Source organism: Puia dinghuensis (assembly GCF_014642875.1).
GTDB classification, from domain to species: domain Bacteria; phylum Bacteroidota; class Bacteroidia; order Chitinophagales; family Chitinophagaceae; genus Puia; species Puia dinghuensis.
On sequence record NZ_BMJC01000003.1, the window covers coordinates 510,629 to 524,339 of the forward strand.

The window sequence follows — 13,711 nt, forward strand, 5'->3', positions numbered from 1 at the left end:
AATTGAATGACTTTTTTCACGGAATTCGGCAGCTATCTGTTAACCTTAAGAGGCATGTTCACCAGGCCGGAGAATGGCAAGATGTATTGGAAGGAGTTCATGCATCAGTGTTCGGAGATCGGCATCGGATCGCTGGGTATCGTGGCCATCATCTCGATCTTTATGGGCGCGGTGTCGACCCTGCAAACCGCCTATCAGTTGGTGAGTCCTATCATTCCCCTGTCTACCATTGCACAGATCGTGCGGGATACCGTTATCCTCGAGTTTTCCCCCACCCTGGTATGTATAGTGCTCGCGGGTGTGGTCGGCAGTAAGATAGCAAGCGAACTGGGCAATATGCGGGTAAGCGAGCAGATCGACGCACTGGAGATCATGGGCATCAATACGAAATGCTATCTCATCCTCCCGAAGCTGCTCGCATCCATCTGTGTTATCCCGATGCTGGTGGTCATTTCGGCTGTCCTGGGCATCTGGGGGGGCAGGCTGGCGGGCACGGCCACCGGCATCCTTTCACCGGCGGCTTTCGACAAGGGTCTGCACCAATATTTCAAGCCTTATAATGTGTTCTTTGCCATGGCGAAGGCCTATACTTTTGCCTTTATCATTTCCAGCATCCCGGCCTTTTACGGCTATAATGTACAAGGTGGAGCGCTGGAGATCGGAAGGGCAAGTACGAAATCGGTGGTGGTATCCTGTGTATTGGTATTGTTTGCTGACTATTTGCTTTCGGCACTCTTACTCTAACCGTTTATGATAGATATAAAAAACATAAAGAAAGGATTTGGCGAAAAGGTGGTGATCGATGACGTGAGCACCACTTTCAAGACGGGAAAATGTAACCTCATCATCGGCACCAGCGGAAGCGGGAAGACGGTATTGATGAAATGCCTCGTCGGCCTGTTCGAGCCGGACAGTGGAGAGATCTGTTACGACGGGATGAACTTTTCCGAGATGAACGAAGACCGGCGTAAGGAGCTGCGACAAAGCATTGGGATGCTGTTTCAGGGTTCGGCACTCTTCGATAGCATGACAGTAGAACAGAATATCATGTTTCCCCTGGACATGTTCACCCAAAATACCCTGGCCGAGAAACTAAAGCGGGTGAATGAAGTGCTCCACCGTGTCAACCTCGAAGGCGCCAATAAAAAATTCCCGGCCGAGATTTCCGGCGGGATGAAGAAGCGGGTGGGCATCGCCCGGGCGATAGTGCTGAACCCCAAATATCTTTTCTGCGACGAGCCCAATTCGGGTTTAGACCCGCAGACGTCCCTGCTGATCGACAAGCTCATCAAAGAAATAACCGTTGAATACAATATCACGACGGTGATCAATACGCACGATATGAACAGCGTCATGGAGATAGGCGATCATATCATGTACATGTACCAGGGGCACAAGGAATGGGAAGGCACCAACAAAGAGATCATTTTCAGCAAGAACAAGCTGCTCAACGATTTTATATTCGCTTCGGAATTCCTCCAGGACGCCAAAGACTTGCGGATGCTGGAAGTAAAGGGCAAGATCGACATGCGCGATATAGACGAGTTGAACAAACAAGTCGATGGATAGGATGTTGACCATACCAAACGACCTGTTTCCTTTCGGCGACTGGCCGGAATTCCAGGCCAGGACGGCTATCCGCAGCTATGAAAGCGGGTTGCCTAATGCGAAGACGCGGGTGACCTTGCGGACCAATCTTGTTAGTTTTCTGCTGGAAGGCGAAAAGACCGTACATCGACCAGGGGAACCGATGCGCATCAAAGGCGGACAGTTCCTGCTGATCGCGGGTGGCAACACCCTGATGTCGGAGAAGCTGTCCATCAACGGGCGATATCGCAGCCTGCTGTTCTTCTTTGACGACAGCGTATTCAAGGACTTTTTTTTAAAATATCCCGGACTGAATCCAGCGGGCAAGGGCAATGACCCCATCGTTTCTTTTTCCATCGATGAATTTATCCGGAATTTCCTGCACTCCCTGCAACTGATGCCTGCTGCCAACCCGGACATGCAAAAAAACTGGCAATTGTTGAAATTCGAAGAGCTGATGCTCTACCTGGCGGGGAAAGCCCCCGAAAGCCTGGCTGCTTTCCGGTTGACCGATGTCCATGATGCTGACGACCGGCAACTGATGGCTGTTGTCGAAGGCAATGTCAACCATGCCATCACCGTCGATGAATTATCATTTCTTTGTAATATGAGTCTTTCCACCTTCAAGCGAAGGTTTGCCCGGCTTTATGCTACGTCGCCCAATAAATGGTTGTTGCAAAAAAGGATGGAACTGGCGGCGAGTCTGCTGGACAGCCAGGAGAAGCCAAGCGAGGTATATCATAAAGTGGGATACGAGAATCATTCGAGCTTTACCCAGTCCTTTAAACAGGTGTATGGGGTGACGCCCCGGGAATTCCAGAAAAGGACAGCTTTGACCGTTTATCCATAGTTTTTGAGCGACGGGCCCTAGTGAGCAAGTTAGCGCCCGCTTATTTTTGTATTCTAAAATCATCAATATGCAAAAGCTCATCTCCTTTGTATTGCTGGCTGTGTTGGCCGGCGGGAGCGTTTCTGCTCAGACATTTACTTTGAAAAGCAATGATGTCGGCGGTCAGGCAACGAACAGGCAAATGGCCAGTTCTTTTGGTTGTCATGGTGAGAATGTCTCGCCGGAATTGCACTGGGAGAATATCCCGGCGGGAACACAGGCCTTTGCCGTGACCATCTATGACAAGGACGCACCAACGGGCAGCGGCTTCTGGCATTGGACCATCTTTAATATCCCCGCCAGTGTGACGAGTCTTAAGAGCGACGCCGGCAATGTCGCCAAGAGGCTGACGCCGGAAGGAGCTATCCAGCTCAATAACGATGGAGGTCAGCCGGGTTATATCGGCGCCTGCCCGCCTCCCGGACCGATTCACGAATATCTTATTACCGTGTATGCCCTGAAGAGCAAGCTGCCGCTGGACAAGACGGCAGGGGCCGCCCTGGCCGGGTTTTATATCAATGCAAACACGATAGAAAAGGCTTCGATCGTGTTCTATGCGCAGAATAAATAACGGGTGGTTTTGAGTTTTTTCCCCTATTTTTGCCCACCGCAACTGTATACAAATCTACGCTAATGGCAATCTTAGTTAACAAGCAATCCAAAATCATCGTACAGGGCTTTACAGGGACAGAAGGAACTTTTCACGCTACGCAAATGATCGAGTATGGAACGCAGGTGGTGGGTGGTGTTACCCCGGGCAAGGGTGGCAACAGTCATCTCGAGAGGCCGGTATTCAATACCGTTGCCGACGCGGTGAAACACACAGGAGCCAATGTATCGATCATTTTCGTGCCGCCGGCATTTGCCGCTGACGCGATCATGGAAGCGGCCGAAGCCGGTATCGAACTGGTCATCTGTATCACGGAAGGTATCCCGGTGCAGGATATGGTAAAAGCTAAGAATTATCTGTTGGGTAAGAACACCCGGCTCATCGGGCCCAATTGCCCGGGTGTTATCACTGCCGGTGAATGTAAGGTGGGGATCATGCCGGGATTTGTGTTCAAGAAGGGGAAGATCGGCATCGTCAGCAAATCGGGTACGCTTACGTACGAAGCCGCTGACCAGGTAGCCAAGGCAGGGCTGGGTATTTCGACGGCGGTGGGCATCGGTGGTGACCCCATCATCGGCACGCCGACCAAAGAAGCGGTCGAGCTGCTGATGAATGACCCCGCAACTGAAGGTATCGTTATGATCGGGGAGATCGGTGGCAGCATGGAAGCCGATGCCGCCCGCTGGATCAAAGACAACAACCGCAAGCCAGTGGTTGGGTTTATTGCCGGGCAAACGGCGCCTCCCGGAAGACGGATGGGGCATGCCGGTGCGATCATCGGTGGTGCGGATGATACGGCTGCGGCAAAAATGAAGATCATGGCCGAATGCGGTATCACCGTCGTACAGACGCCTGCGGAGATAGGGTCGACGATGGCGAAAGTGTTGAAGAAATAAGTTATTCCCTGCATAAAAAAGTGAAGCCGGCACCCCCTCTTGGGGACCGGCTTCTTTATTGATGGCCTACGTAACTTAGTAGCAATTCCGATCACGATACAGATCGCGGCGATCGCGGCGGAGATCACGGCGATCATAATAAAGGTCCCGGCGATCGTGACGGAGATCATCGCGGTCGAAATACCGGTCATAATTCAGCTTAGCGCGGTCGCGGTGGATGTCGGCACGATCATGACGCATATCCATCCGGTCATGATACATATCGCGGCGATCCTGGGCCTGGGTGCTAACGGCGAAGAAAAGGCCGGCGGCGATGAGTATTGTCAGTTTCGTTTTCATAATTGTAAATTTTAAGTTTATGTCGAGTTCAATACCGAACTCATATATAAGATTCCGGGTAAGGAGTTGTGTTTAAGGGGGATACGTTATAACCTTGTTAAAAGGATTTTACCGTATGTAATGGATTCGCTGTTCGCATCTTACAAAGGAGCATGCAAACCAATTAAAAAAGTATCTTTAAAAAAGCTTTCGCTATGAAGCCAATCAGGTATATCCTATCCTTCTCCTGCTTTTTGTTTTCCGTTCTACACCTTTCCGCCCAAACACCGCCTTCCGTCTATAACCGTAAATGGAAAGTTGTCGATTCGCTTAGCACCCAAAAAGGGCTTACCGAATCTGCATTGGCGGAGGTGAACCGCATCTATACATTAGCGGTAAAAGAGCACAACGATGCGCAACAAATAAAAGCGCTGGTCTATCGGCTCACCCTCGCCGGGAAAAGATCCGAGGATGCAGAGCCGGCGGCTTTCGCAGCATTGGAAAGATCGATAGAAGAGGCGGGGCAACCAGCGAAAGCCATTCTGCAAAATATCACTGCTGGTGCCTATTGGAATTATTACCAGGCGAATCGCTATAAGCTGTATAACCGTACTGCTACCGTTGGTTTCCGAAAGGACGATGTCACTACCTGGTCGGCGGATGATTTTCGCCAGAAGATCGGGTCGCTGTATCGGACGTCGCTCAAGGAAGAAAAGCTATTGACGCAAGTGAAGTTGGCCGATTATGACCCGGTGCTTATAAAAGGAAATGTTCGTTATCTCCGGCCCACCTTGTTCGATGTACTGGCACATGCGGCGTTGGATTATTTCAGCAGCGGCGAGCAGAATCTCGATAAACCGGAAAATGTATTTGAGATAAATGATCCGGTCGCTTTTGGCGATGCGGTCTCGTTCTCAGAACACCGGTTCACCACCCCTGACACCAGCGACCTGCATTACCATGCGTTGCTGCTCTTCCAGCAGCTGATCCGCCTGCATATAGGCGATGTCCGGCCGGACGCGCTGATCGATGTAGATATCGAGCGACTCAACTTTGTCCATAATATTGCCACGATGGAAGACAAGGACGAGCGCTACGAGGCAGCACTGACAAGACTAACGGACAGGTGGGGAGCCGAACCGGCCGCTGCGGAAGCGTGGTACCTGCTGGCCCAGCAACATGTCGCTAAGGCAAGAAGTTATGATCCGCCGGCGGATACAGCAGGCCGCTATGAGTTGGTTGCGGCCAAAGCCATTTGTGAAAGAGTGATACAGGAAAAGGATAGCAGCGAAGGGAAGGTGAATTGTGCCAATTTGTTGCAGGAATTGTCGAATAAGAGCCTGGAAATGGAAGTAGAAACGGTGAATCTGTCCGGCCAGCCCTTCCGGAGCCTGGTGAAATGGCAGAATATCTCAAAATTGTATTGCCGCATCATCCAGGTAGGTCACACCTTCAGTCAGCAATTGAGGATGAATACCAGCCAGGATACCTTCTGGCAGCGATTGATACAAATGCCGGTGTTGCGAAGCTTCTCCCAGGCACTGCCAGCCACGGGTGATTATCAGTCCCACCGCACCGAAATGAAGATCGATGCGTTGCCGGTGGGTGAATATGCACTGATCACTTGTTCGGACTCTTCATTCAACACCGACAAGTATTCCAAACAGCCCCTCTCCGTTGTTTATTTTTATGTGTCGGCCATTTCCTTTGTCAACACAGACCGCGACTATTTCGTCCTTGACCGCGAAAGTGGGCAGCCATTGGCAGGCGCCACCGCCCAGCTGTACAAATATCTCTATGATAACAAGAGCAGGCGGTTTGTGTCGACCCGGCAGGAAAGCTATCATACCGACGAGCATGGTCTTTTCCAGGTACAAGACCGGAAGGATCATAGGCAAGGCTACGGGTCGAACTTTTCATATGAGATCACGGCGGGAAAAGATCATCTTTTTATCGATGAGGATGGTTATCATACCTTTTCCTGGCAGCGGGCAGATGAACAGACTGTCGGGAAACAGCAATATGAAAAGCAACACCGGCAGACCTGGTTCTTTACCGACCGATCGATCTACCGGCCGGGTCAGACGCTCTATTTCAAGGGTATCGTCCTCACCCGGGATGCCGATAGCCATCAACCCAAAATATTGACCCGGTACAAGACCAAGGTATTTTTATACGATGTCAATGGCGATAGGGTAGATTCGCTGGAAGTCACTACCAATGACTTTGGTTCTTATCACGGGCAATTAAGGATACCGGAGCATCTTTTGAACGGAATGTTCTCCATCCGGGATGATTCTACCAGCACAAGCGCCGAATTTTCCGTGGAGGAATACAAGCGGCCCTCCTTCTCCGTAGGATATGATACGCTGAAGGCGAGCTACCGGGTGGGTGATAGTATCCGCATCGAGGGTTATGCCAAGGCATACGCGGGGAATATGATCGACGGCGCGGTTGTAAAATACCGGGTTATTCGCCAGATGCAATACCGCTGGTGGCGGCCTTTTCGAAGGAGTGGCGAACAAGAGGTAGCGCACGGCACTGCGACTACGGATAAAGCCGGCAGGTTCAACATCGGCTTTGTTGCCACCGCCGACAAGAGCATCGATAAAGAAACGAACCCGGTATTTGAATACACGGTGTCTGCCGATGTGACGGATATCAGCGGGGAGACTCGCAGCGGGACAACGGTTGTACGCGCGGGGTATCGATCGTTGCAACTGGCAATTGACCAGCCGGCGAATGATCACCTGCCGGCGGATAGTCTTACACGGTTGGTGGTGCACGCCAGCAATCTTTCGGGAGTGACAGTGCCCGCCGTTGTCGAGGTGGCTATTTACTCCTTGCGGGCGCCCGACCGGCTGATGCGGTCAAGCTATTGGAAGTCGCCCGATACGTTTATTCTTTCGAGAGAAGAATACCTCCGGAATTTCCCGCATGATCAATATGGTGACGAAACAAATCCGGACAACTGGGCCAGGACCAGTAAGGTTTTTGAGGGGACGGATTCGGCGGGCAAGACGCTTCTCATCGCCAACGGCAAGCCGTTGGCGCCGGGCTGGTATGTTATGGAGGCCCAGGCCAAAGACAAGGATGGGAAGCCGGTGAAGGTGAACCGGTATGTTGCGTTGTACGACGGTGTGACGGGCAAGCCAGCTGAACCGCAATACAATTGGTCGCTGAGCGATGGGGAGACCGTAGAACCCGGCGGTATTGCGCATGTGGAGACGGGGTCCACTGCCGGGAAAGTCTTTGTCATCCGCAAAGTCGACCGGGGAGATGAAGGGTTTACGTATTTTACCCTCGATAACGAAAAGAAGCGAACGGCACTGCCTGTTGCGGAAAAGGACAGGGGAGGATTCGCCGTTGCCGATGTGTTTGTAAAGGACAATCGTGTTTATACCCACACCTACACGGTGACGGTGCCATGGACCAACAAGCAACTGGACATCACCTATAGTTCGTACCGGGACAAAACGCTTCCGGGCAGCGAGGAAAAATGGGGGGTCACCATCAGTGGACAGCATGGAGATAAGGCAGCCGCCGAAGTGTTGGCGGGGATGTATGATGCTTCGCTCGATCAGTTCAGGCCGCACGAATGGAGTACGCCTTCGCTCTATCCGGTGTATCAGCCAACCCACACCTGGGAGAGTACTACCTGTTTCTCCAGTGAGACCTCGCAAATGCGGTATGCCTGGGGAAGAAGTTATTCGGGCTATGTAAAGATGTACGACGAACTTTTGTCTGTCGGTATGCAACGCACAAGGTATGTCAGGGGAGGCAGGGTGTTGTTTGAAGGCGTGATGAGGGCGCCTGCCCCTGCTGCTGACATGAAGATCGAATATACTAAGGCTGAACAACCCCAATACATGGATGGGTCCTTCAGGGATGATATGAAAGCATCGAGGGTATTTGCGGCGGACACTGCAAGGATGGCTGAGCCGGAAGGGAGCGCCATGGCCGCACCGGTCGTGCAGGCCCGCAAGGACTTCCGCGAGACGGCCTTTTTCTTCCCCGATCTGCGGACCGACAGCGCGGGCAACGTCACCTTCTCCTTTACGATGCCCGAGGCGACGACGAGCTGGAAGTGGATGACGCTGGCGCATACGCGCGACCTGGCCTTTGGTTATTCGGAGAAGACGGTGGTGACGCAGAAGCAGCTGATGGTGCAGCCGAATACGCCGCGTTTCCTGCGGGAAGGCGACCGGATGGAGCTGCCGGTGAAAGTAGTCAACCTCACCGATTCGGAACTGACGGGGCAGATGCAGCTGCAGCTCACCGACCCTACGACGGGCCAAACGGCCGATGGCTGGTTCACCAACCGGCAGGCCAACCAATACTTTACGGTAGCACCACACCAGAGCGTCGTCGTCGGCTTCCCGCTGGACATCCCGTATCAGTACAATCGGCCCCTCACCTATCGCGTGACGGCGCAGGCCGGCAACTTCAGCGATGGCGAAGAAGCCACGTTACCCGTGGTGAGTAACCGGATGCTGGTGACGGAGAGCCTGCCGTTGAACATGCCCGGCGACGGCGTCCGGCATTTCACGTTCGACAAGCTGCTGAAGAGCGGGAGCAGCGAGACCCTGAACCACCATGCGTTGACGGTGGAGTTTACCGCCAATCCCGTCTGGTATGCCGTTCAGTCCCTGCCCTACCTGATGGAATATCCACATGAATGCGCGGAGCAGCTGTTCAACAGGGCTTACGCCAATGCGCTGGCCACCACCATCGCGGGGAACAACCCGCGGCTGCGGCAGGTGTTCGACCAATGGCGGACGGCCGACACGGCGGCTTTGCTCAGCAACCTGCAGAAAAATCCCGAACTGAAGAGTGTGCTGCTCGAAGAGACCCCCTGGGTGTTGGAAGGTAAGACAGAAGCACAGCAAAAGAAGAACATCGCGCTGCTGTTCGATCTGGACAGGATGAGCAGGGAGCTGCAGTCGGTGCTGGACCAGCTGAGCAGCATGCAGTCCGCGAGTGGCGGGTTCCCCTGGTTCAAGGGCGGGGTTGACGATCGGTATATAACACAATATATCATCACCGGCATCGGGCATTTGCAGCAGTTGAAGGCCGTCCCGCCGGCGCTTGCAGGGAACATGAAGACGATCGTGTCGGCGGCGCTGCCCTGGATCGACGCACAGCTGAAAGAAGAGTACAAGGAGGCGAAAGCCGCGGAAGACCGGGGTGCGAAGACCGGGGCGCGGCCGCTGGGTGTGGGAGGCCCCTCCATGCTGGCCATACAATACCTGTATATGCGGAGTATGTTCAACGACTATGGCATCCCGGGGGATGTATTGCCGGCTGTCAGCTATTTCCGCAAGAAGGCGCAACAGCACTGGCTCGAAGAAAGCAAATACGCCCAGGGTATGATAGCCCTTGCGCTATTCCGCACCGGGGATGTACAGACGGCCCGCGATATCCTGGCATCATTGAAACAGAATGCCATCCACGACGAGGAAAAAGGGATGTACTGGAAAGGCATGGAAGGAGGATATTATTGGTACCAGGCGCCGGTAGAGACCCAATCCCTGCTTATCGAAGCCTTTCGGGAGATCGGCGGGGATGCGGCCATCGACCGCGATCTGAAGACCTGGCTATTGCGGCAAAAGCAGACACACAATTGGGCAACGACAAAAGCGACTGCGGATGCTTGTTATGCCCTGCTGCTGGGTGGCCAGGACTGGCTGAATGCAGCGCGGGATGTGGATATTTCCCTCGGGGATAAGAAGGTGGAATTGAGCAAAGGGGAGGCCGGAACAGGATATTATAAAAAAGTGTTCGACGGCGCCTTTGTCAACCCGTCGATGGGAAATATCACGGTGAAAATGCAGACTCTACCGGCCTCGGGTGCCAGTGGGGGTGCAAAAGCGGGCAGCTCGCCAGCCTGGGGCGCGGTGTATTGGCAATATTTCGATATGCTCGATAAGATCACACCGCCAGGGCAGAACAAGTCGGCGCTGAGTCTCGAGAAGAAACTTTTCCTGTCGCGGAATACCGACCGTGGACCGGTGTTGGAGCCTCTCGCCGGCAATGCAACGCTGAAGCCGGGGGATAAAGTGGTAGTCCGCATCGTCGTCCGCTGTGACCGTGATCTGGAATATGTCCACATGAAGGACATGCGGGGCGCCTGCTTCGAGCCGGTGAATGTGATCAGCCAGTATAAATGGCAGGACGGGCTTGGGTATTATGAGAGCACGAAAGACGCCAGCACAGATTTCTTCTTTGGTTATATGCCGAGAGGGACGCATGTTTTCGAATATCCTTTATTCACGGGTCAGGCAGGGAATTTCAGCAATGGGGTCACCAGCATCGAATGTATGTATGCACCAGAGTTCTCTTTTCACAGCGAAGGTATCAGGGTCACCGTGGAGGGCACACGCTAATGAGAAGGCAGGTAGAGATATTGATCATCGGCCAGGGCATCTGCGGCAGTTTTCTTCACCTCGAACTGGAAAAGGCCGGGGTGTCCCATATCGTCATCGACGAAGCCCTGCCCTTTACGGCTTCCCGGGTGGCGGCGGGACTCATCAACCCGGTGACGGGACGACGTCTGGTCACCACCTGGATGATCGATCAGCTGCTGGCTTTTGCGGTAGACGCCTATCAGCGCCTGGCCGGAGTGTTGGGTTCAACCTTCCTCGAGCCGGTGGTGGTGGCCGATCTGTTTCCAACGGCGCAGATGCGGCTTGCTTTTTTGAATCGACTGGAAGAAGGAGGACCATACCTGCGGCTGCCGGCAGATGAATACGATCTGCTCGGGCGGTTTCATTATACATTTGGCTATGGGTTGATCGAGTCCTGTTATCTTGTCGACCTCCCGGGATTGCTGGCGGCCGTCCGGCGGCAGATGAAAGAGCAGCATCTGCTATGGGAGGAAAGATTTGAAGCAGGAGAATTGGAGGTGGCAGATACACAGATACGGTACCGCGATATCGAAGCCCGGAGGATCATCTTTTGCGATGGGGTTGCCAGTTTCAGCAACCCCTATTTTTCACGGTTGCCCTTTGCGCCCAATAAGGGCGAGGCGCTGATCGTGGAGATCCCGGAGTTTCAGCGGCAACGGACAGTATTCAAAAAAGGCATCAGCCTCGTGCCGTGGCGCGATGATCTATACTGGGTGGGTTCTTCTTATGAGTGGTCGTTTGAGCATGCCCAGCCGACGGAGGAATTCCGGCAGCGGACGGAAGCGGCGTTGCGGGAATGGCTGAAACAGCCGTTTCGAACGGTTGAGCACCTGGCTTCGGTGCGACCGGCGACGTTGGAGAGGCGACCGTTCGTAGGATTTCATCCTGTACATACGGCCGTCGGAATACTGAATGGAATGGGAACGAAGGGATGTTCGCTGGCTCCTTACTTTGCTCATGAGTTGGTACGGTTTATTTCGACCGGCAGCCCCATCCGGGTGGATGCCGATGTTAAGCGGTTTACAAGGGTTTTAAGCAGGCATTGAATTGCTGAGAGCAGGCGTCTTTTGCACGGCCGGTTCAGTACGGACGATGATTGTCGTACTACCGGTGAGGCAACTCAGGGGATCCTGGTTGAGCAGCCGGACCATGGCCTTATACAGTTCGGGAAGTTCGTGGCGCATCTGCACGGCGCTTTCGAAGAACACTTCCACGGCTACTGCCCAAAATTCATGATAGTTGGTGGCGGCATAGTCTCCCAGGAGATTCTTTGCCCCGTTTTCGCCCTGCATAGAGGTGAAGATGGGGCGGGCCACTTTCGAAAAGCCGGGAAATTCCTTTTTGAAGTGTTTATCTTCTTCGGTCTGAGTGATATAATTGACATAGGCCAGTGCGTGAGCCATTTCATGCAGCCCTACATTGCAATTGGCGGTCTGGCCGGTGATGCCACGCATAAAATTATCCCAGGAAAGATAGATACCGGTCTGGTCTACATGGCCCATAAACGGCCGGGAATAGAATCCATAGTGGTAGTCGTCCCGCAGGATGAAGATATCATCGAAATAGTTGAGTTTGAATTTCTCCAGGCCAAACGTGAGTTGGATCGCGGCGGCGCTGACCAGGATCGGCATTTCGGCCGATTGTTCTACTTCTATATAATGGAAGTTCTTGGAATGCTGGAAGAGCCAGGTGCGAAAAAGGAATTTACGCTGTTCTTCGAGCCCCAGCCGGTTGTAGTACCGGAAATGGCGCGCGACGACACTGTGATAGAAAGTCTCCTTTGCGATGAACCGTTTGAACTGATGTTTTGTGTATAGACGTTGCACAAGCACTGTCACCGGACGATTTAGAAGGAGAATCCCCAGCACCAATGAAAAGATTACAATGAGTTCCATAAGGTTCATTTCTTTGAAGTCTTAAGAAAAGTTAAAATAAACCAGGTCTTACATTGGCTATGGATACGGAACTAAGGCTTTCAGATTAGAGTGGAAAACCTGTAGGTGGGTTTAATCAAGAGGAATGAATCGTACGGTTGTTTGACAAAATATAAAGAATTCCTGAAAAAGAGAAACCTTGTGAAAAGATTTCGGCTCAGGAAGCGGTGCGGGCCACGGGGTCATTTGCGTCGCCGGACGACATCATATTAATATTCAAAACCTTATGAGGGGTCAGCGGATCCTGGTTCAACAGCGAACAGAGTGAAAAGTAGAGTTCGGGCATTTGCCGTTTGAAGGGAGTGGGGCGTTCGAAAAAGGTCTCGATGCAGACGGCCCAGAATTCCTGGTAGTTGGTGGCGGCATAGGGATCGAGCATGTTGGTTTCACCGGCCTGCATCCGTTCGAAAATGGGGCGGGCGACGGCGGAAAACTCGGTGAAATGGTCGTGGAAGGTGTTGTCACGGCCGTCCTGCACCGTAAAATTGACATAAGTGAGCGCATGGGCCATTTCGTGCAACCCGACATTCTGGCCATCCCCATAATCGGCGAATTCCCGGATAAAGTGATTCCAGGAAAGGTAGATACCGTCTTCGCTGACGTGTCCTTCGAAAGGCATGTTATAAAGGCCGAAGCGATATTTGTCCTTTAAGATATGGATAGTCCGGAAGTAGTCGAGGCGGTAGTGTTGCAAACCGAAGGTGAGCTGTACGGCGGCGGCGCTGATCAGCAGGGGCATTCTTTCTTCCGGCTCCATGTCGATATATTCAAATTTTTTTGCTTCCATAAAGCGAAGAACCCGTTTTAGAAAGCGCTCCCTGCCCGTCCTGCTGAGGCTTCGGTAGTACGGATTATAGCGGGCGAGCAGGCTGTCGTAATCCTTGTGTTTGGCTTCATAGACGCGACTGAGCCTTTTTTTCCTCATCCGGGCGAGGAAGAGGCGGCACCCCCATACCAGCAGGGCAGCGAGGATCAGGATAACGGCCATATAGAAAGCATCGAGGGGCATGGGGTAAGTTACCGATTTTTCCCGCAATGGCAAAGGGTGGGATATGCGCGGTTTTTACAAT

Annotated in this window: 10 protein-coding genes; 7 read left to right on the top strand and 3 right to left on the bottom strand. The window is 52.9% G+C overall.

Annotated features, from left to right (window positions below):
- Window positions 1-6 precede the first annotated feature (6 nt).
- The 5 genes from IEY39_RS15335 to sucD all read left to right on the top strand — a co-directional run bounded on the left by IEY39_RS15335 (window position 7) and on the right by sucD (window position 3,982).
- Complete coding sequence (locus IEY39_RS15335) at window positions 7-744, top strand: MlaE family ABC transporter permease (protein ID WP_188933078.1); 738 nt, start codon at window positions 7-9, stop codon at window positions 742-744.
- 6 nt (window positions 745-750) lie between these two features.
- A complete protein-coding gene (locus IEY39_RS15340) occupies window positions 751-1,569 on the top strand; it encodes an ABC transporter ATP-binding protein (RefSeq protein ID WP_188933080.1) in 819 nt (272 codons plus the stop codon).
- A gap of 1 nt (window position 1,570) precedes the next feature.
- The gene (locus tag IEY39_RS15345) at window positions 1,571-2,437 is read left to right on the top strand and encodes a helix-turn-helix domain-containing protein (protein ID WP_188933082.1); all 867 of its coding nucleotides are present in this window, start codon (window positions 1,571-1,573) and stop codon (window positions 2,435-2,437) included.
- A 67-nt stretch (window positions 2,438-2,504) separates the two neighbouring features.
- The gene (locus IEY39_RS15350; protein ID WP_188933084.1) at window positions 2,505-3,047 is read left to right on the top strand and encodes a YbhB/YbcL family Raf kinase inhibitor-like protein; all 543 of its coding nucleotides are present in this window, start codon (window positions 2,505-2,507) and stop codon (window positions 3,045-3,047) included.
- Window positions 3,048-3,109: 62 nt separating this feature from the next.
- Window positions 3,110-3,982, top strand: a complete 873-nt coding sequence (gene sucD / locus IEY39_RS15355) for a succinate--CoA ligase subunit alpha (protein ID WP_188933087.1) — start codon at window positions 3,110-3,112, stop codon at window positions 3,980-3,982.
- A gap of 75 nt (window positions 3,983-4,057) precedes the next feature.
- Here sucD and IEY39_RS15360 read toward each other — a convergent pair whose 3' ends face one another.
- Window positions 4,058-4,321 carry a hypothetical protein gene (locus IEY39_RS15360; protein ID WP_188933089.1) on the bottom strand — a complete coding sequence of 88 codons (264 nt, stop codon included), beginning with the start codon at window positions 4,319-4,321 and terminating at the stop codon, window positions 4,058-4,060.
- Between the two features lie 194 nt (window positions 4,322-4,515).
- Here IEY39_RS15360 and IEY39_RS15365 point away from each other — a divergent pair, with 194 nt between their 5' ends.
- Together IEY39_RS15365 and IEY39_RS15370 are read left to right on the top strand one after the other, a co-directional pair.
- On the top strand, window positions 4,516-10,686 hold the full coding sequence (locus IEY39_RS15365; RefSeq protein WP_188933091.1) for an alpha-2-macroglobulin family protein: 6,171 nt from the start codon (window positions 4,516-4,518) through the stop codon (window positions 10,684-10,686).
- The gene (locus IEY39_RS15370) at window positions 10,686-11,753 is read left to right on the top strand and encodes an NAD(P)/FAD-dependent oxidoreductase (protein ID WP_188933093.1); all 1,068 of its coding nucleotides are present in this window, start codon (window positions 10,686-10,688) and stop codon (window positions 11,751-11,753) included. Before IEY39_RS15365 ends, IEY39_RS15370 begins: the two co-directional genes overlap by 1 nt.
- On the opposite strand, the gene IEY39_RS15375 is transcribed toward IEY39_RS15370, so the two are convergent.
- Window positions 11,739-12,602, bottom strand: coding sequence for a zinc-dependent peptidase (locus IEY39_RS15375; protein ID WP_188933095.1), 864 nt, complete (start codon window positions 12,600-12,602; stop codon window positions 11,739-11,741). The two genes, IEY39_RS15370 and IEY39_RS15375, sit on opposite strands and share 15 nt — an antisense overlap.
- Window positions 12,603-12,798: 196 nt before the next feature.
- Complete coding sequence (locus IEY39_RS15380; RefSeq protein WP_188933097.1) at window positions 12,799-13,650, bottom strand: zinc-dependent peptidase; 852 nt, start codon at window positions 13,648-13,650, stop codon at window positions 12,799-12,801.
- Window positions 13,651-13,711 lie beyond the last annotated feature (61 nt).

Excerpts from the sequence above, each read along its gene's own strand:
- IEY39_RS15345 (WP_188933082.1), top strand. The coding sequence starts at position 1,571 with ATGTTGACCATACCAAACGACCTGTTTCCTTTCGGCGACTGGCCGGAA.
- IEY39_RS15375 (WP_188933095.1), bottom strand. The coding sequence starts at position 12,602 with ATGGAACTCATTGTAATCTTTTCATTGGTGCTGGGGATTCTCCTTCTA.
- sucD (WP_188933087.1), top strand. The coding sequence starts at position 3,110 with ATGGCAATCTTAGTTAACAAGCAATCCAAAATCATCGTACAGGGCTTT.
- IEY39_RS15370 (WP_188933093.1), top strand. The coding sequence starts at position 10,686 with ATGAGAAGGCAGGTAGAGATATTGATCATCGGCCAGGGCATCTGCGGC.
- IEY39_RS15340 (WP_188933080.1), top strand. The coding sequence starts at position 751 with ATGATAGATATAAAAAACATAAAGAAAGGATTTGGCGAAAAGGTGGTG.
- IEY39_RS15350 (WP_188933084.1), top strand. The coding sequence starts at position 2,505 with ATGCAAAAGCTCATCTCCTTTGTATTGCTGGCTGTGTTGGCCGGCGGG.
- IEY39_RS15360 (WP_188933089.1), bottom strand. The coding sequence starts at position 4,321 with ATGAAAACGAAACTGACAATACTCATCGCCGCCGGCCTTTTCTTCGCC.
- IEY39_RS15365 (WP_188933091.1), top strand. The coding sequence starts at position 4,516 with ATGAAGCCAATCAGGTATATCCTATCCTTCTCCTGCTTTTTGTTTTCC.
- IEY39_RS15380 (WP_188933097.1), bottom strand. The coding sequence starts at position 13,650 with ATGCCCCTCGATGCTTTCTATATGGCCGTTATCCTGATCCTCGCTGCC.
- IEY39_RS15335 (WP_188933078.1), top strand. The coding sequence starts at position 7 with ATGACTTTTTTCACGGAATTCGGCAGCTATCTGTTAACCTTAAGAGGC.